Here is a 17,791-nt window from a genome sequence, read left to right on the forward strand (position 1 = left end):
GTAGGGGCGAGAACGACGCGCCTCGGCTTGGGCGAGCGGATCAAGGGATCAGAAAACCCTGAGAGTCACTGGAATTCCTCTGAACCACTTGCTTTCAGCTCAGCATCTGCCCAGAAAGCGGCGCTTATTCAGAGATTCCTTAGGGCCAAGCGGTTCAGGTAAGACCACGCTGCTGACGTCCATCTGCTGTATCAACGAGCCGACGCACGGCCGGATCGAGCTGGATGGCGTCTGCGTTTTTGACGAGGGCTGGACGAACGTTGACGTGCGCGCCGTCCGCCGCGAGAAAATGGGGGTGATTTTCCGGGCGTATAACCTCATCCCATTCCTGACGGTACTGGAGAATGTCGAGCTTATCCTCACGCTCAATCAGGTGCCGCGCGAGGAGGCGCAGGCCCGCGCAATAGAATTGCTAGAATACCTGGAAATCGCTCATCGCTGGCATCACTATCCCGCCGAGATTTCCGGTGGCGAGCAGCAGCGCGTGGCAATTGCCCGTGCGCTCGCAAATAATCCCAAGGTCCTTCTTGCCGACGAACCCACGGCGGCTCTGGATACCGGGCGCGGAAAGATTGTCATGGGTTTACTGCGCAAGTTGAGCAGGGAGAAGAATGCAGCCGTTATCGTGGTTACGCACGATGTCCGAATGGTAGAGGGCTTCGATCGGGTCTACCACATCGCCGACGGCAGAATTCAAAACTGAGCTGCTGAGGGCTAACTGGGCGTTCAAAAGCTGTACTTGAATTGCCCAAACAAATTTCTGCCCGGTTCCGGGACTTTGACGCCGGAGCTAAACGGGTCTCGATAGTAAGAAAGATGCTCGTAATAGAAGCGGTTGAGCAGGTTGTCCACCGCCAGGCTGACGTTCAGCTTTCGGTACGTCACACCCAACTTCAGGTTCATCAGCCCGTATCCCGCTGTCGGGGTTTCCTTCAGGTCGCGGTCCACCAGGCTCTGCCGGGCGACTCCGGTTCCGCCCACCTCGGCGAAGAGATATTTGTAAGCGTAACGCAGCGCAGCCCAGGTGCGCAGCGGCGGCATTTCGGGGAGGTTGGTTGACATCACGCCCGCCTCGGGTTTGCGGTCGTTCATTCCCCTTGAATACGAACCTCCACCAGTCTTAGAGAATCCAACAGGCAGGCCGAGGGCATAGCTCAGTTCGCCTCCGTAAATGCGTGCATCGACGTTCGTGTAGGACCGTGCTGTTGCGGGACCCATAGCCATCGATAATCGCGGTTGGTTGTTCACCAGAATGTAGTCACTGACATTCGAATAAAACAGCGTGGGCTTCACATAAGAAGAGCCGTGATGGAAAACCAGACCCACTGTTCGCTCGGTGTTGCGGACGATCGGCAGGTTCGGGTTGCCGACGTTCACACTGTTCATCAAGGCACGGTTGATATACCGCTCCTCAGCGTCGGGTACGCGGCCCGTGGTGCCAATCCCGGCGAACAGTTCAACGTGTTTCGGCAACGTGTACGCCAAGTGGAGGTTGCCGGAGGCGTAATTGTCGGCCGTGCTGGTGCTGCGGGTGCCCTGGTAAGTGAAGTAGGCATTGGTGTTCAGATTCGCCGTATTCGCCCCCATGGAGTCGTGGTCGAAACGTAAGCCACCACTGAGCTTCAGACGGTCGGTAATCGCGTGGTGATAATCGGCGAAAACGCCAAGCGCGGTGGTCCCCACGTCGGGCAGCGACAGCTTGGCCGAGAGCATGCCCGCCATCCTCATGTAGCCCATCATGTTCCAATTGCGGTAGTAGCTCTCAAAGCCGAAAGTAAAATCTTTTCCCGCGTCCGCTTCAATGCGTCCTCCAATCGCCCGCGAGTAAGCATTGGCGGCCATCATCCAGGAGCCCGGGCACGGCGCAGGCATGGGCAGAGAGCAAGGGGATGAATGATTTTCCGTTCAGCCCGATCTTTGCCATGCCGCGATCCGCAATCACAGCAGCGCGCGCCAGATAGCCGGAGTCCTCCAGGATTCCGATGGCCAGAAACAGAAACATAATCTGTGGCAGGAACACGAGCACCGCCGCCGTCCCATTCCATGCGCCATCGAACAGAATGGACTTCATCATCCCATCCGGGAACGCGGCCGCCGCGAGTCCACCTAAGTAATGCAGAACGCGCTGCAGAAGCCCCGACAATGGCTGTCCGACAAGGAAGATCGATTGAAAGAGCGTGAAAATGGTGAGCAAGAAAAGAACCGGTCCCCAGACGCGGTGCAGCAGCACGCTATCTAGACGTCGAGTCCAGCGCGAAGGCAGAGGGCGTCGGTATCCAGCGGACTCGCCGACTCGCCCAGCCCAGCGCTGACACGCCGGAATGTCCTGCAAAATCGGCAAACTGAGCGGTGCCGGAGCGGCGGCTGGAGAGGACAGAAACCGCAGAATCGCGGTCATGCCCTCACCGGTCGCCGCACTTGCCAACACGACCGGTGTGCCAAGTTCTTTCGCCAATGCCAAGGGATCGACATGGCCGCCCTGCGAGCGAAGAGAATCCGCCATGTTCAGAATCACCAATGTGGGCAGACCGAGGCCAATAATGTGGGCAGCCAAGGAGAGCTGGCGTCCGAGGTTGGTGGCGTCCAACTCCAGCAGAACGCTGTCGGGTTCTGGTACACCGGGAAAACGGCCGTGCAGCACCTCAATCGTGGTGCGGGTATCCTCCGAACGGGGCGAGAGGCTGTATACGCCAGGTAGATCAATGAGTGTGAGTTTTTCGCCGGAGTCTGTCGTCACATACCCACGGTGCTGCTCAACTGTTACGCCCGGGTAGTTGGCGACCTTCTGGCGCAGGCCCGTCAGACGATTGAAAAGCGTCGTCTTGCCCGAGTTGGGCGCGCCAACCAGGGCCACCACGCGGGACGGTGCCGCTGTTGTCTCGGGCACGGCATGTGGCCCGGAGTGCACCGACACCGTCATGCGTCATTCCTCTTCTTGTTTCCCCGCAATTCTCACCTCGATCTGGTAAGCCGCCTCGCGCCGTAACGCCACCAAGCTTCCTTCCAACCGATAGACACGAGGATCTCCGCCCAGTCCGCTGTATGCAGGCGTCACATGCGCCCCGGGAATGAATCCCAAGTCCATCAGCTCCGCGGCGGACGCGTTCACAACGGCAATTACACCGGAACTGCCGGTAAGTATCCTCCGGCAGAGCCGGAGGCTTTACGGGTCGCGGGCCCCTCAAAGGGGCCTGATCGCGACCCAAAGTCAAAACCGCTCGCTCCAGGCAGTACGGGTGAAAGCTGTGCGCTTGCAAAACCGCCACGCACATCCCGGAACTGTCAAACTTTGGGAGCCTCCCCGGCAGAGCCGGGGGAACTCCTAGTTGCATTAGGGAGATCGGCGAGAGGTATGAGAGTGGTATTCACGGCCCTGACCGAGGCGCCTCGCATCGAAGCGGAAATCCAGCGAGAGCGCGGGTTCAGGATAGCGCTCGCGCATCACGCACCGTCAGTACGATGGTCACATGGCCATGTGATCGCTTGCGGGCTCCTGCGGTGAAAACGGGAGACCGTGCGTCATGCCGAATCGCTGTCTGAATCGCCGATACTGAATTCCCAAGCACAAAATTCGCCGTCGGCGGCATCTGGCGGACAGCGCAAGCAGGTTGTCCGGATGCGAGGATCAACAGTGCGCGCAAACGTATGGAATTCGACCATGCCGACTGTCTTGCACGGAAAATCGGGCAGACCTTTACGACGGCGCGTCTCCTGGACGCGGCACACGTCCATGTAAAAACGCAACCGGCTTCTGTCCCCTGACCACTCAATGTGTTGGGCGTTGATTACGCTGTACATTCGGAGTCCAAGGGCCTTCTCTAGGGCCGACAGCCCGCCGCCGGTCGCGATCTGAAAGGCGTCCATGATGCGGCGAGCCTCGGCGGCTGCGAACCGCTTCCAGGCACCTGCGTCGAGTTGGATGGCCGCTTCTATGCCAAGCCGTTCCTCGGCGGCCAGGAACCAGGAACCGTCATGTGCCAGCCAATTCTTCGCGAACATGACCAATGCGCGCATGAGTTCTTCACGGTCCATCAGCTCAAAAGGACTTGGTGTACACATCGTCAGTGCGCCTCATATTTGATTCAGGGTATCTGTAGCTGACCATCGTGCGGGCTTGCCACTTGCGCCAGCTCGATCGATGGCTCCAGCACAATCTCCGACTGAATCGAGCGCGAGATCAGGCAGGATTGAGGTTTTCCCACCCATGTCGCCCCGGGGTTGGCGCAACAGGGTAAGGCATTGCTGTCATGCGTTCCTCCCTGGCGGCGGGCAACTTCAGGATTTAGAGGCCTATCTGCCCGGCGTCCGCTGCATGGCGGCTCGTAGCCTATACCCGGTCAGATAGGCCGCGTCGGCCTTCTCCGTCATGCCCTTGGCCTGATACGCATTGGCCAGCCAGATCCACGCCTCGGCATCGCGCGGCGCCAGTTTCGTCTCGCGGGTGAACGCCTCCACCGCATCGTCGTAGCGTTTCAGGTTCATCGCAGCCAGCCCAAAGTTGAACCATGTCACCCGCTGGTTAGGCGCCAGCGATGTCGCGTTGCGGAAACTGGCCAGCGCGGCCTCGCGGTCGCCGAGTTCTGCCTGCACGAAGCCCAGCTTCAACTGTACATCAGCATCCTTCGGACTCAGTTGCGCCAGTCTCTGGTAGGTCGCCCTCGCCGACTCGTAACGCTTGCTGCGCAGGTAGAGTAATCCCAGTTGCTTCCACGCTACTGGATTGTCCGGCTGCAACTGCGCTGCACGCTGGAACGCGCCTTCCGCCTTGTCCGCCTCGCGATTGTGCGCGTACACCGTCCCCATCAGCGCCCACGCCGCGGCGTACTTCGGGCGCGCCTTTAGCACCTGGTTCAACTCGCGCATGGCAGCCGCGTTGTCACCGTTGCGCAAGTCCTGCTCCGCCTTGTCCAGCCGCACTACCGGCATGTGAACGTAGCGCACACCAAGGATGGCAACCAGCAGCAGCGCGGCAAAGGCGGGGAAGAGCATCGGCCTGCTGGCTGACGATCTCGGCGCCGGCCGCGGAAAATCCTTGCTCAACGCCGCTCCCAACAGGAGTCCTGAAACCAGCCCGCCGACGTGTGCGGCATTATCAATGCCGCCCTTGAAAAATCCATAGACAAGACTATAGCCGGCGAACACGATGAGACTGATCAGGCCCCATCGCAGTGCGGAGCGTGGGGTCGGAAGATGGGCCAAGTAGAGGGTTGCAATCAACGCGCCGGCAAGCCCGAAGATTGCGCCCGAGGCCCCCGCCCCCACCACCAGCGGATTCCGCCCTATGCTTACGACGCTCGCCGCCACTCCGGAAACCAGGTACAACGCCAGGAACGTCTTGGGGCCGTAAAGATATTCCGCGAGCATCCCCAGGTTCCATAGCGCCCACATGTTCAGCGCCAGGTGCGTGATGCCGATGTGCACGAACATCGCCGTCAGCAGACGCCACCACTGGCCCTGCAGCGTGAGCGAGCCGGAATTGGCGCCCCAACGAAGAAGCTGATCGGAGGTGGGCTGGGTCAGCGACACACCCTTCACTACCATCGCAATGAAGAGGAAAACGTTGATCCCCACCAGCAGCAGCGTGATCGGGACCGGCATGCGCGGGGTGAGAACAGGTCCGGCAGTACTCGGTTCCGCCGAAGGAGGTGCAATGGCGGCGCATTCTGGGCAGATGCTTGCTGCAGCGGCGCGAGACGGCTCCAGTTCCCGTCCGCATTGTGCGCAAACCGTCATTCGTGAAGGTGGGCCGGAGTCAAAGCTAACACAGGAGAGAAACTCGGGCGTGAACCAAGCGGGAACGACCATTGACGAATTGAAGAATTCACGAATTGTTCCGGCTCAGCGATGCAATACGAAAAATCGTAAATTCTTCAGTTCGCCAATTATTCCGGCTCCGTCATCCGCACGGTCAGCACCGGACACGGCGACTCGCCCACCACCTCGTACGCGGTCGCCCACTTCAGCCGGCGCACGAACCCTACCGGCTGCCGCACTCCCAGCACGATCAGCCCGGCCTTGCGCTGCTTGGCGGCTTGCAGGATGCGCTCCGCCGCCACCCCGAATTCCACAATCGTCTCTGGCGACGCCGCCAGTTGCGTGCCCGGCGGGATCAACGATCGCAGCCGCTGGTGAGCTTGCTGCGCAATCTGCTGCTGCTCCTGCTCCGGCACGGACGTTTCCTTGCTCACGTGCATGAGCAGCAACTGCGATCCCTGGTGCTGCGCCAGCGACAGCGCATAGCCTCCGGCCTTCAGCGAGTGCGCGCTGAACCCAGTGCAAAACAGGATGGGCTGGTCCGGCGTGCGCTCGCTGACGTGCCGCGCCCGCGGACCCACCATCAGCACCGGACAGGTCGCCTGACGAAAAATCGTCTCCGCCACCGAACCCAGGAGGAGCTTCCCCACGCGCCCTCTGGCGTGCGTTCCGATCACCAGAAGGCTGATGGACAGCTCTTCGATTCGCCGCGACAGCACTTCCCACACGTCGCCCTGCTCCACCAGCACCTGGTGATCCACGCCTTCCAGATGTCCGGCGATCAGCAAGTTGGTCATGTGGCGCTGCGCGGTGCGCCACGCATCTTCCAGCGCGCGCTGACGGGCATCGGGAGCCAGAAAATTGAACGGCTCGGGGGCCACCACGTGCATGAGGTAGATCTTGGAACCGTACCAGCGCGCAATCGCCAGCGAGTAAAGCAGGGCCGCCTCCGACACGGGATCGAAGTCGGTGGCCAGCATGATTCGCTGCATGGCAATGGGGGTGGAAGCGTCCAGGGTGGGCACGGCGGCAGGGAGATGGAGCGGCTTATCGGCCATGAGCGTCGCCCGCGAAGCCCTTAACCATAACACCGCAACTGAAGCCACTCAAGTGCGCCGCGCCGGTGCTGCTGGCCTGAATATGCCAGACGGGGGATGTCCCCCCGGCACGGCTGCAATCAGTACTGACTAACGTGCTCTTCGAGCCAAGCCGCGTGGGCGATTCGAAAGAGTCCACCAACAGCTCGGCGCGATCCAGTCGGCCGCGCCCTCTTCATTTGTACCGCGACACGGCTCGGGGTCGCCGACGACGAAAAACCTCATGCCGATTCCAGTTGCTCGTGGTTGGGCGGAGCGGCGATACCCAAGAAGACCAGAACTGCGCGATTCAGCCGCACCGTGTCCTCGTCAGCAAGCCTGCCGACACGCGCGCCGATCTTCGCCTTCGGAACGGTCGTGATCTTATCTACCATCAAGCGGCAGGCAGTACGCAGGCCGTTGTCCTCGCTGGGTTCGATAGGCAGCCGAAACAGAGGAGCATCAGTTGGGTCGGTAGTGAATGCGCACACTGTGACCGAATCCGTCATGTCGAAACGGTCGTCTTGAAGAATCACAACGGGACGGGGCTTGCCCGCGTAGTCCTTACCACCTGCAACAGTGCAAATCTCGCCGCGCTTCACATCCCGCCCCAATCGGAGACAGCATCGATAAAGTCCTGATCCTTCTTGGCGCGAGGACTCTTGGCGACCGCGAGGGACTGCCGGTGTGCCTCGGTCACAAAAGCAGGCGACCGCATGTCAGGTACCCAAATCTGGATCGGCCGCAAGCCCAGTTGGCGCAGCCGCTTGCGATGCGCTCTGACCTTATCTCGAGACGACTTGGATGGAGTCCGTGCTCTCAATTCCCACCTCAACGATAGGTTACATGTAACCTATCACAACTTCCTGTCGACATCCAGTCGTGCCCTGGCCCGTACCCCTGAAGCGTCTGACCGGGAAGTCCGGACCACCCGGTGGAACCCGCCCCTGCCACCCGCCGCTTCGGCGGGTGGCCGTCTTGCCGCTAGGCTCGCTGTGGTGTTCACTCGACTGGTGTTGGACCTGCCGGAACGAAAAATCGTGCCGCAGGTGCCCTCAATCCGCGGCGGCGACCTGGTATTGCTCCAGCTTGCCGTCGGGCATTTCGAAGGTCCAGGCGCGCAGCGCCTTGTCGGCGAATTTCACCTGGTAAACGCGCAGCATCATGCCGCCGCGCAGCGATTGGTTGGTCTGGGTGAATTCCTTGGGCGCGCCCAGCGGGCCGAGGCTGGAGGCAAAGTCCTTCAGCGCCTGCTCGCTGAAGTAGCTGTTGGCATTGTCGGTAAAGAGCGCGCGATTGATGGTCCCCTTCTGCAGCCCGGCAAAGATCTGTTGCGCCTGCTCCAGCTTGCGGGCAGTGTCGGCGTCCTGAAGCGCGAGCGTGGCCAGCTTCTTGGCAATGGTGCCGGATGCATTGGCCGCGTCCTGGTTGGTGAGCACGACGACGGCAACGCGATCGTCGGGAAAGACAGTGTTGGTGGCGGTGAAGCCGGAAACCTCGCCGCCGTGGGTGAGCGCGCGATGTCCGGACTCGGAACGCACGAAGACGCCCAGCCCGTACTGCGTGCCCAGGCCGTTGGCGAGCACGGTTTCGGTTTCGAACTGCTGGTACGACGCGGGGCTCATGATCTTGCGCTCGATGAGCGCGATGTCCCACCTGGCGAGATCCTCGGCGGTCATGGCGAGCTCGCCGGCGGCAAACATCCAGCCGGCGCCTTCGGCCGGCGCAACGCGCGCCGGGCCGAGTCCATAGCGCAGGTAGCCGGTGGGATCGGTCGGGGCAACGCCGTGCTGGTCGAAGTCAGCCACGCTGGTCATGTTCAGGGGCGTGAAGATGTGGTCGCGCAGGAATTGGAAGTAGGGCTTGCCGGTGACTTTCTCGATGATGGCGCCGGCGATGACGTAGCCGGTGTTGCTGTACTGCCAGCGCGTGCCGGGCTCGAAGTCGAGCGGCTTGCGCGCCCAGGTGTCCATGATCTGGGCGGCGGTGGTCGGCTTGAGCATCATCGGCATGACGTAGTCCTGCGGCCAGAAGTCCGAGTAGCCGGAAGTATGCGTGAGTACCTGGCGGATGGTGACGTCGCGGGCGCGGGTGAGGTTGGGGAGGAACTTGCCGACGGGATCGTCGAGCGAGAGCTTGCCTTGCTCCTGCAACAGAAGAAGCGCGACCGCGGTGAACTGCTTGCTGATGGAGCCGATGCTATAGCGCATGTCGGGACGCACGGGAGTGCGCGGCTCCAGGCGCGACTCGCCGTAGGTCTGGAGGTAAGCCATGCGGCCATCCTTGACTACCGCGATGGAAGCGCTGGGCACGCCGGTGTCGCGGAGAGTCTGGACGGCGGCGACGTCCATCTGGTAGCGGACATCGTTGGGAAACAGCGAGCGCGGCTGCTGGGCGTGGGCGGCGAGAGAGACGAGGAGGGTGAAAACGGCGATGCGTACGCGCATGGCGTGGCTCCGAAGAAACACGGCAGTGTAACAAAGTTGCGAGTTGGGAGCTGCGGGTTGGGAGCGAACCACAAAAGCGTAATTCGAAACTGCAATTCCAACAGCAACACTGAAACTGAAACCGAAACTAATGCGTTCCGGTAGGGCGTACGGGAGCGGCGTGGGAGGCAGGTTCGGCGGGAGGGCCGTGGCGGAGGCTGACGACGCGCCCGCTGGGGCCAAGGCGGTAGAGTTCGCCGCGCCAGGTGATAGTGCGTCCGGTGAAGCTGGCGAGCCAGAACAAAAATCCGAGCAGGTCACGGAGCGGGTAGTACCAGAGGAAGCGCCAGACTTCGGGATCGCGCGCCACGCCCCATCCGACGACTAAGGCCTGCAGCCAGCGGTTGACGATGCCCCAGGCAAGCAGCGCGAAGGCGAGCGTCCAGTGTCCCCAGACGGCGGCGACGAGGAAGCCGAGCAATGCGAACGGCGTGGCGAAGGTAAGGCCGTTGCCGATGTGACCGGCAGGACGCGAGGAGCGGGTGCAGCGCATCCAGCGGACCTGGCGGCTGATCATGGCGCGGTTGAGGGTGACGTGGTCGATGACGACGTGCGAGAGCAGGACGCGGTAGCCGGCGGCGTCCACCTGGCGTCCGATCTCGTAGTCTTCGGAGTGATAGTCGGCGAGCACGCCGAGGCCGCCGATCTGCGCCAGCACATCCTTGCGGGTGGCGGTGGTGGGGCCGAGAGCGAACTTCATGCCCTCGAGTAAGTCGGCAACCAGCACGCCGGAAGCGAATTCCACGGAGAAGCCGGCGGCTTCCAGGCGCGACCAAACGCCTCCGCTGGGCCGGCCGCGATACATGCAGGTGACCAGCCCGACGCGCGGGTCACGCAGGGGAGCGATGATGCTGCGCAGGTAGTTGCGGGGAACGCGCACGTCGCTGTCGCCCATGACGATGTAGTCGTGCCGGGCGGCGGCCAGCATCTTGTGTTCGGAGTACACGCGCGGGTTCGGCCAGGTGGGCTCGCCGGAGAAAATGCAGCGAGCCTTGACGTTGGGATAGCGATCGCGAAGCTGGTTGATCACGGCGATCGCGGGATCGTCGGGCGTGCGCGCGCCAAAGATCAGCTCGAAGGTGGGGTAGTCCTGCCGGAAAAAGCTTTCCAGATTTTCCGCCAGCATGGGTTCCAGGCCGCAGACGGGCTTGAGCACGCTGACCGGAGGAAAGTCGGTATCGCTGAACGCGGCGGCTGCAGCGGCGGCACTGCGCGCGCGCCTGCGGAAACGGCGCGCCGCCACCATCACCAGCAGGAGAAAGCCGGTCGAACTAACCAGCCCCAATAGCGCGACCAACAGCAGAAACTGAGGCATCGATGTCTATCCTAAGCCCATGCAAACCCGGCAGCAACGAAAAGGATTCTGAGAGTAACGGGGAAATTGTAAAGTTTTGTATGCACGCGAGGTTTCATGACCCGTTCAGTTTGGTGCGGCTGCTTGTTCGTTCGCTTGAACAGGGCGGACGATTTTGTTGTAGATCCACAATAGCATGGCGGTCGCGAGGCCGACGGCGGTCACGGCAAACCAGAAACGGTTGGGCTGGTGCGTGACTTCGCCGTAGTGGTGGGCGAGGCGTCCACCAAACCATCCGCCGATGAGTGACCCGATCCCGATGGGCAGGAAGGCGAAGCCCATATAGGTGCCTTGCTGGCCGGGCGGGGCAAGGCGGGAGATGTACTCGTAATAGCGCGGCGACTGGATGATCTCGCCCAGCGCGAGCACAAACAACGACAGCACCGCGCCCCACACGGTCGGGCGAAGGGCTAGGATCACCCAGGCCAGCGATGTGATCACCGTACCCACGATGACGGCATGGAACGCGGGAATTTTGCGCGTCGCGTAATTCACCGCCAGGGTGAGTGCGATGACGGTGAGGCCGTCGGTGATCAGGATCAGTTCGACATCGGCGTTGGCGTTGATGTAGCGGTGGATGTATCCCGGCAAGCTGATGTACTGCTGCCAGAAAACCACCCAGTATCCGGTGAACAGCACCAGGAACCACATGAAGCGGCTGATGCCGGCCAGCACCAGCACCAGCAGCGCGGTCCAGAGCCACCAGGGAATGGTGACACCCCACGGCAGGAAGAGTGAAAGAACGCCGAGGAGCAGGGCGACAAGCAATGCCGGCAAAACCAGCTTGTAGTTACCGAGGACGACGCAGAAATTGCCCGCGACTTCGGCAATGGAGGGTGGTGGCGCGTCGCCGGCTTTTCGTGGCTCGCGGAAAAAGATCAGCACGACGAAGAACATGGCGAAGACGCTGAGGGCGGCAACGCGATAGACGTTTTCCACGCCAAGGTGACGATGCGCCCAGGATGCGACATAGGGGCCGGCGGCGCCGCCGATATTCACCATCGTGTAGTAAATCGAGTAGCCGATGGAGCGCACGTTGTCCTTCGACGCGCGCGCCGTAGTACCGACCACACAGGGCTTCACCAGCGAGACGCCCAGCGCGGGAAGAATCAGGATGAAGCCGACGAACAGGCCGAGGGGCACGGCGTCACGCGCCGGCGCCAGCCAGGGCGCACCGATGGAGCCGATCAGGAAATATGCAGTCGCCAGAATAAAGTAGGCGATGGAGAGGGCGCGGCGGAATCCGAGGCGGTCGGCGGTAGCGCCGCCGAAGATGGCGAGAAACCAGACCATGCCGCCGAAAATGCCGGTGAGCGTGCCGGTCTGCTGGGTCGAAAAATTGAGTTTCTCCTGCAGGTAGAGGGCGAGCGAGGAGAAGGCGCCGTAGTAGGAAAGGCGCTCGAAAATTTCGGTGATGTTGGCGACCCAGAAGGGGCGCTCGAAGCCGGTGCGAATCTCGCGCAGGCGCTGCGCAAAGCTCAAGGGTGCTACCTCAGTTGCGAGTTGTGAGTTGTGAGTTGCGAGCCAAAGCGGCTGCTCGCAACCGTGACTCACGACTAAAGTGTTTACCTCAGGGGCTAAAGTGTATGCCTGAGAACTTCAATCGTGCCTACGGCACTGAGAAATCCTTCCCACTATGCCCCGCCACTGAAGTGGCGGGCTATTCTCAATCGCCCCGCTGGGGCTGCGATGTCGCGGTTACGTGCCACCGGCAGTCATGCGAGACCAGTTCTCACGCAGACACTAAAGCCCAATTTTTCTTGAGGCTGAAACGGCACGGCCCAAGCCTCTGCCCTTCCGAAGATTCTGAAATCAGTTTCACGCACTTGCCGGCAAAGCGCGGCGCAAGCGCGCTCCAACCTCGGCGGCGCTCACCCCGGCAATGCGAATCAGTTTATTACGACTGGATTGGCCCGCGGCTATGGTAATCGAGGAACGCGGCAGCTTCAAAAGATCGGCGAGAAATTCGATGCAGGCGTCGTTGGCGCGGCCCTCGACCGGCAGCGCAGTGAGGGAGATTTTGAGGGCGTCGCCGAGCGAGCCGGTGATGGCGTTCTTCTTGGCGCGCGGGTGGAGGCGGACAGCGAAGGTGGCACCGTGCGGGGTGTCGCTAATTTTCAACATTCCAGTTCACCACGGAGGCACGGAGAAAGCGAACAATCAATCCGGTCGCGGGGACGATGCCGAGTCTCTCATTTTCAACCGTCCTACCGGACTGACTGAGATTTGGGATCCACGTACCCAGCGATGAATCGCTGGGCTGCCATCAAGCGTCCTTGCGGGACGCGCGATCAAGTTGAGATAGCTACAAGTTACTGACTTAACCAAATTCCTAAATCCCTTCATGGACTCCGTGTCTCGGTGGTTATTTGGTAGTTCGTTCGCCAAAGATCGCGGTGCCTAGGCGGACGCAGGTGGAGCCTTCTTCGATGGCGACTCCGAAGTCGTGCGACATGCCCATGGAGAGCGTATCGAGGCGGATGGCGGGAAGATTGCGGCGGGCAATGTTGTCGCGGATTTCGCGCAGGCGGCGGAAGTAGGGGCGCGCGGCTTGGGGATCCTGAGAGAAGGGTGGAATCGTCATCAAGCCATGGAAAACGAGGTGTGTTAGGCACGGCACGGCTTCGAGCAATGCTCCGAATTCCTGCGATACGGGCGCGACACCGCTCTTCGACTCTTCTCCGCCGAGGTTGAGCTCGATCAGCACGGGAACGCTCTTGCCGAGTTTTTCGGCGGCGGCGTTGAGTTTTTCCGCCAGCTTCAGCGAATCCACCGAATCTACGGCGGAGAAAACTTCAACTGCTTTGGCGGCCTTGTTGGTTTGCAGGTGGCCGATCATGTGGAAGTCGGCGTCGGTGACATCGCGCAGCGCATCGACCTTACCGGCGAATTCCTGGACGCGGTTTTCGCCGAAGAGGCGCTGGCCGGCGTCGTAGGCGGCGCGGATGGCGTCGGGACCGAAAGTCTTGGTGACCGCCATGAGCGCGATGTCGCCGGGCGAACGCGAGGCACGGCGGGCGGCGGCGGCGATGCGCTCGCGGACCTCAGCGAGATTTTCGGCGATGGACATACGGAACGAAAAACACAGAGACGCAGAGGCACAAAGGCACAGGGCACAGAGGCCACAGAGAATAGCAGATCGAAAAAGCCTCTGTGTCTCTGTGGTTCTATGTTCGTCAGTTCTACATAATTGCCGTGGGCGGCGCGGGCTCGTCGGGGCTGCCGGCGTTGGCCAGCGGCAGCTTGATCATGACCGCGACCAGGATTGCCAGGCCGATCAAGCCGCTGATCCAGGCATTGCCGATCTTGATGTCGGGCATATTGTGACCGGTACCGACGATAGCGGCGATCACCAGCCCACAAAGCGCTTCGCCGGCGATCAGGCCGGAGGCGGTAAGTACACCGGCGTTTTCGACGCGCGCTTTCTGCGCGTCATTGAGGCCGCGGCGGTCACGCATGCCGTCGGTGATCCAGCGAATGACGCCGCCGACGAAAATGGCGAACGTGGTCTGCAGCGGCAGATACATGCCCACGGCAAACAGCATGGGGCTTTTGACTTGCACCATGATGAGCGCGAATCCCATGAAGATTCCGACCACCACCAGCGGCCACGCCATGTTGCCGCCAACGATGCCTTGGCCGAGCATGGCCATCAGTCCGGCTTGCGGCGCGGGCAAGGCAGCGCTGCCGAAGTGGTACGCCTTGTCGAGAATCATCAGCGGAAAGAAGAGCACGAGCGAGGCGACGATGACGCCGAACATGTCGCCGATCTGCATTCGTGAGGGTGTGCCACCAAGGATGTGCCCAACCTTGAGGTCCTGCAGCATTTCGCCGGCGACCGCGGATGAAACGCAGACCACGGCGGCGACGCCCAGCACCGCTGCGACTCCGCCGGCGCCGCCAACGCCGAGTGCGACCATCATGAGCGCGGCAACCACCAGCGTGCACAGCGTCAGGCCGGAGACAGGATTGTTAGACGAGCCGATCATGCCGCAAAGGTTTCCGGAAACGGCGGCGAAGAAAAAGCCGAGCACGATCATCACGGCGGCGGCGACCACCGCGCCGGTGATGATTTTGCCGCCTGGCATACTGCCCGCGCCGGAGATAAAGAAATAGTAGAGTGCGATCATGGCAAGCAGCACGACGGCGACGCCGAGGAAGACGACTTTGGCGCTAAGGTCTTTTTCGGTGCGGTCGGTGACTTCATGCGCTGCGGCGGACTTCTTCAGGTCGGAAACGGCGCGGCTCATGCCGACGCCGAGCTGCTTGCGCATGCGAAACAGCGTGAATCCCGCGCCCACCAACATGCCGCCGACGGCGATCGGTCGCACGATGGCAAACCACATGTTGTTGGCCAAGCCGGCCCAGTCCATGGTGGCGCCGGCAGGCAGGCTGGCCTGGATGCCAGGCCCGAGAAAATAAACTAGCAGCGGAACCAGCAGGCCCCAGGCGACCACGCCGCCGGCGAAATTCAGCGCCGCGAGGCGCGGCCCGATGATGTAGCCGACACCGAGATAGGCAGGGCTGATGGCGGGCGTGTCAAAGGTGGTCATGCCGCCTGTGGCGACCACGGGTGCGGTAGCGGAGCGGCCGACGCGCAGGCCGGCGGACATAGTGGGGATCTTCACTAGGATGGTGCGCACGTACCAGAACAGGTTGATCTGGCTGAGGAAGTACATGACGGCGCCGAATCCCATGTTGGCGAAGAGAACTTTCGCGGCCTTGGCGCCCTGCTGTCCCGCCTTGTGAATTTCCGAGGCAGCGACGGATTCGGGAAAGGGCAGCTCGGGGTCCTCGACCATCACCCGGCGCAGCAGGGTGACGAACAGAATTCCGAGCAGGCCGCCGATGATCATGAGTGCGACCGATTGCCAGTATTTGTCGGTGCCGAGTTCGGGCTTACCGGCATCATTGCGCCACAGGCCCGCCATCACGAAGGCCGGGATGGTGAACACCGCGCCAGCCGCGACGGATTCGCCGATGGAACCGACCGTACGGGCGATGTTTTCCTCGAGTATGGAGCCCTTCATCAGGCGAAGAATGGCCATGCTGATGACGGCCGCGGGATAAGTGGCGGCGATGGTCATGCCGGCGCGCAGGCCGAGATAAGCGTTGGCCGCGCCCAGAATGCCGGTCATGAGCAAGCCGAGTAAGACGGCGCGAAAGGTAAACTCGGACATCTGCATGGTGGGCGGTACGAAGGGCCGGAACTTTTTCGGCGGCGCCTGGTTGCTGGTCATGGTGCTCATGACATGAGTCCTCGATTCAGATTTCCAGCTTTAATCCCGCTTCATGAAGACCGCGCAAAGTAGCACGGCAGGGTTGTAATGACAACCCGAACGGTGATTTTACGCTGGCAGACTGGCGGGTGGGAAGCGCGCGGGGCGCATCAATGGCAGGGCTGCGTCTGGGGCGTTGATGGCTGAGGAGTAAGTGGCTATACTAAAAAGGCGATCAGGTGGCCGGCCCTGGGCCTCGGGTCGCGAGGAGGGTCGTCTTCAGCAGTAGCGGAGACCCAACCCGGTCGGTAGAGGATCCCGCCCACCGAGGGCATTCTTTTGTCTCGCGCGCAGCCGACGGATTGTTGTCGGTACTGTTTCCATCGTATTGCAGGCTGTGCCAGACGCCGCTGACGCGCCTATCGCGAGCGCCGGTGTGCGAGGCGTGCGTCGAGGCCATTCGGCCGATCATGGGACCGCGCTGCGCGGCCTGCGGCGAGCGGTTGATGAGTTCCCACCTAACGTCGGAGCGGGATGAGTCACCTTTGTGCCTGATGTGCATGCAGGACGAGCCGGCGTTTGCGCGCGCCTCGGCGTATGGCAGCTATGACGGCGGCCTGCGCGAGATGGTCCACCTGCTAAAGTACGACCGGGTGCGTCCGGCGGCAAATGTGCTGGGACGAATGCTGGCCGAGGTGGTCGCCGATCTGGCGGAAGCTTTCAGGCCGGCTCCGCCGGTGGTGATGGCGGTGCCGCTGCATGTCTCGAAGCTGCGGCAACGCGGGTTCAACCAGTCGGAGCTAATTGCGCGCGCCATGCTCAAGCTGAAGCTGGCGGCGCTGCACGTCAAGCTGAACACCACGGCGCTGGCACGACAACGGGCGACGGAATCGCAAACCGGATTGACCTCGCCGCAGCGGCGGGAAAACATGCGCGGAGCATTCAGAGTCCTGCGCAGCGACCAGATTGCCGGGCGCGACATCTTATTGATCGACGACGTGTTCACCACCGGGACAACGGTGTCGGAATGCGCGCGCGTGTTGCGCCGCGCAGGCGCAAACAGGGTGTTCGTGGCGACGGTAGCAAGAGTGTTGAAGCCGGAAGCGCAGCGGGTGGAGCCGGAGATTGAAGAGTCGCGAGTGATGGTGGCACATGCATGCGAGTCGGTCAGTCCATCAGTCTTTCGGTCGTCATGGTTTCGTGCTCACTGACTGATCGACTGACAGACTGATCGACTAAGAGACTAAGCAAGTTATGTCAGGCGGAAAGGGACACATACCGGGACATGCGCATCGCAAGCCGATGGTCGAGACGGCGCCTGTCCACGAGGGCAATAGTCATGGCGTGATGCACGCGCCGGTGCTGGTGCTGAACGCGTCGTACGAGCCGATCAACGTGTGCGCGGCGCGGCGGGCCATCGTGCTGGTGCTGAAGGGCGTCGCCATGACCGAGGAAGAAAACGGGCACTTCCTGCACGCGGCGCGCATTACCATCCGCGTGCCGTCGGTGATCCGGCTGCTGGAGTACCGGCGGATTCCGCACCAGACGCGGGCGCTGTCGCGCAAGAACATCCTGCTGCGCGACCGCAGCAGTTGCCAGTATTGCGGCGCGGTGCTGGGCTCCAGCGAGCTCACGCTGGACCATGTGGTGCCGCGCTCGCGCGGAGGACTGTCCACCTGGGAAAACCTGGTGGCGTGCTGCCATGGCTGCAACCGGAGCAAGGGCAACCAGCTTCCGATGGAGGCCAACATGAAGCTGATCCGCGAGCCGAGGGCATTCAATCTGCATACCAGCCGGCACATCATGCGGCTGCTGGGACATTCGGACGCGAAGTGGAGGAAGTACCTGTTCTACTGAAACAGGACTCTGCTTCAGCACGGATCAAGCCGTGCCCTTCCCGAC

17 protein-coding genes are annotated in these 17,791 nt (G+C 61.8%); 3 read left to right on the forward strand and 14 right to left on the reverse strand.

Annotated elements, in window-relative coordinates:
* Positions 1–58 precede the first annotated feature (58 nt).
* Positions 59–703 (forward strand): ABC transporter ATP-binding protein, encoded by a 645-nt coding sequence (locus LAN64_04170; protein ID MBZ5567029.1) that lies wholly within the window; start codon positions 59–61, stop codon positions 701–703.
* A gap of 23 nt (positions 704–726) precedes the next feature.
* Here the strand turns inward: LAN64_04170 and LAN64_04175 are convergent, their stop codons facing one another.
* The 14 genes from LAN64_04175 to LAN64_04240 all read right to left on the reverse strand — a co-directional run bounded on the left by LAN64_04175 (position 727) and on the right by LAN64_04240 (position 15,910).
* On the reverse strand, positions 727–1,872 hold the full coding sequence (locus LAN64_04175) for a TonB-dependent receptor (GenBank protein ID MBZ5567030.1): 1,146 nt from the start codon (positions 1,870–1,872) through the stop codon (positions 727–729).
* Positions 1,799–2,920, reverse strand: coding sequence for a 50S ribosome-binding GTPase (locus LAN64_04180; protein ID MBZ5567031.1), 1,122 nt, complete (start codon positions 2,918–2,920; stop codon positions 1,799–1,801). The genes LAN64_04175 and LAN64_04180 overlap by 74 nt, the downstream gene beginning before the upstream one ends.
* A 3-nt stretch (positions 2,921–2,923) precedes the next feature.
* Positions 2,924–3,109: a ferrous iron transport protein A gene (locus LAN64_04185; protein MBZ5567032.1), complete on the reverse strand. Its 186-nt coding sequence runs from the start codon at positions 3,107–3,109 to the stop codon at positions 2,924–2,926.
* A 410-nt stretch (positions 3,110–3,519) separates the two neighbouring features.
* Entirely contained in the window at positions 3,520–4,059 is a 540-nt protein-coding gene (locus tag LAN64_04190) for a DUF6125 family protein (protein MBZ5567033.1), read from the reverse strand.
* A gap of 231 nt (positions 4,060–4,290) precedes the next feature.
* Entirely contained in the window at positions 4,291–5,598 is a 1,308-nt protein-coding gene (locus LAN64_04195) for a rhomboid family intramembrane serine protease (GenBank protein ID MBZ5567034.1), read from the reverse strand.
* Positions 5,599–5,882: 284 nt separating this feature from the next.
* Positions 5,883–6,812, reverse strand: a complete 930-nt coding sequence (locus LAN64_04200) for a universal stress protein (GenBank protein ID MBZ5567035.1) — start codon at positions 6,810–6,812, stop codon at positions 5,883–5,885.
* Between the two features lie 260 nt (positions 6,813–7,072).
* On the reverse strand, positions 7,073–7,432 hold the full coding sequence (locus LAN64_04205) for a type II toxin-antitoxin system PemK/MazF family toxin (GenBank protein ID MBZ5567036.1): 360 nt from the start codon (positions 7,430–7,432) through the stop codon (positions 7,073–7,075).
* The gene (locus tag LAN64_04210) at positions 7,429–7,653 is read right to left on the reverse strand and encodes an antitoxin MazE family protein (protein MBZ5567037.1); all 225 of its coding nucleotides are present in this window, start codon (positions 7,651–7,653) and stop codon (positions 7,429–7,431) included. The genes LAN64_04205 and LAN64_04210 overlap by 4 nt, the downstream gene beginning before the upstream one ends.
* Positions 7,654–7,885: 232 nt before the next feature.
* Complete coding sequence (locus LAN64_04215) at positions 7,886–9,277, reverse strand: beta-lactamase family protein (protein MBZ5567038.1); 1,392 nt, start codon at positions 9,275–9,277, stop codon at positions 7,886–7,888.
* Positions 9,278–9,404: 127 nt separating this feature from the next.
* Positions 9,405–10,631, reverse strand: coding sequence for a bacteriohopanetetrol glucosamine biosynthesis glycosyltransferase HpnI (gene hpnI, locus LAN64_04220; protein ID MBZ5567039.1), 1,227 nt, complete (start codon positions 10,629–10,631; stop codon positions 9,405–9,407).
* A gap of 105 nt (positions 10,632–10,736) precedes the next feature.
* On the reverse strand, positions 10,737–12,152 hold the full coding sequence (locus LAN64_04225) for an MFS transporter (GenBank protein MBZ5567040.1): 1,416 nt from the start codon (positions 12,150–12,152) through the stop codon (positions 10,737–10,739).
* A 336-nt stretch (positions 12,153–12,488) separates the two neighbouring features.
* On the reverse strand, positions 12,489–12,794 hold the full coding sequence (locus LAN64_04230) for a DUF167 domain-containing protein (GenBank protein MBZ5567041.1): 306 nt from the start codon (positions 12,792–12,794) through the stop codon (positions 12,489–12,491).
* 241 nt (positions 12,795–13,035) lie between these two features.
* Positions 13,036–13,740 carry a YggS family pyridoxal phosphate-dependent enzyme gene (locus LAN64_04235; protein MBZ5567042.1) on the reverse strand — a complete coding sequence of 235 codons (705 nt, stop codon included), beginning with the start codon at positions 13,738–13,740 and terminating at the stop codon, positions 13,036–13,038.
* A 112-nt stretch (positions 13,741–13,852) separates the two neighbouring features.
* Positions 13,853–15,910 (reverse strand): oligopeptide transporter, OPT family, encoded by a 2,058-nt coding sequence (locus LAN64_04240; GenBank protein ID MBZ5567043.1) that lies wholly within the window; start codon positions 15,908–15,910, stop codon positions 13,853–13,855.
* 344 nt (positions 15,911–16,254) lie between these two features.
* Between LAN64_04240 and LAN64_04245 the strand changes: the two genes are divergently transcribed.
* Positions 16,255–17,100, forward strand: a complete 846-nt coding sequence (locus LAN64_04245) for a ComF family protein (protein MBZ5567044.1) — start codon at positions 16,255–16,257, stop codon at positions 17,098–17,100.
* A gap of 136 nt (positions 17,101–17,236) precedes the next feature.
* Positions 17,237–17,746 (forward strand): HNH endonuclease, encoded by a 510-nt coding sequence (locus LAN64_04250; GenBank protein ID MBZ5567045.1) that lies wholly within the window; start codon positions 17,237–17,239, stop codon positions 17,744–17,746.
* The last annotated feature ends 45 nt before the right edge of the window (positions 17,747–17,791 follow it).

The organism is Terriglobia bacterium, assembly GCA_020073185.1.
Taxonomy (GTDB): Bacteria; Acidobacteriota; Terriglobia; order Terriglobales; family Acidobacteriaceae; genus JAIQGF01.

What these genes read in the sequence shown, in the direction of transcription:
- LAN64_04235 (MBZ5567042.1), bottom strand. Translation starts at nt 13,740, where the DNA reads ATGTCCATCGCCGAAAATCTCGCTGAGGTCCGCGAGCGCATCGCCGCC.
- LAN64_04230 (MBZ5567041.1), bottom strand. Translation starts at nt 12,794, where the DNA reads ATGTTGAAAATTAGCGACACCCCGCACGGTGCCACCTTCGCTGTCCGC.
- LAN64_04200 (MBZ5567035.1), bottom strand. Translation starts at nt 6,812, where the DNA reads ATGGCCGATAAGCCGCTCCATCTCCCTGCCGCCGTGCCCACCCTGGAC.
- LAN64_04215 (MBZ5567038.1), bottom strand. Translation starts at nt 9,277, where the DNA reads ATGCGCGTACGCATCGCCGTTTTCACCCTCCTCGTCTCTCTCGCCGCC.
- LAN64_04190 (MBZ5567033.1), bottom strand. Translation starts at nt 4,059, where the DNA reads ATGTGTACACCAAGTCCTTTTGAGCTGATGGACCGTGAAGAACTCATG.
- hpnI (MBZ5567039.1), bottom strand. Translation starts at nt 10,631, where the DNA reads ATGCCTCAGTTTCTGCTGTTGGTCGCGCTATTGGGGCTGGTTAGTTCG.
- LAN64_04250 (MBZ5567045.1), top strand. Translation starts at nt 17,237, where the DNA reads ATGCACGCGCCGGTGCTGGTGCTGAACGCGTCGTACGAGCCGATCAAC.
- LAN64_04180 (MBZ5567031.1), bottom strand. Translation starts at nt 2,920, where the DNA reads ATGACGGTGTCGGTGCACTCCGGGCCACATGCCGTGCCCGAGACAACA.
- LAN64_04195 (MBZ5567034.1), bottom strand. Translation starts at nt 5,598, where the DNA reads ATGCCGGTCCCGATCACGCTGCTGCTGGTGGGGATCAACGTTTTCCTC.
- LAN64_04240 (MBZ5567043.1), bottom strand. Translation starts at nt 15,910, where the DNA reads ATGACCAGCAACCAGGCGCCGCCGAAAAAGTTCCGGCCCTTCGTACCG.
- LAN64_04175 (MBZ5567030.1), bottom strand. Translation starts at nt 1,872, where the DNA reads ATGCCTGCGCCGTGCCCGGGCTCCTGGATGATGGCCGCCAATGCTTAC.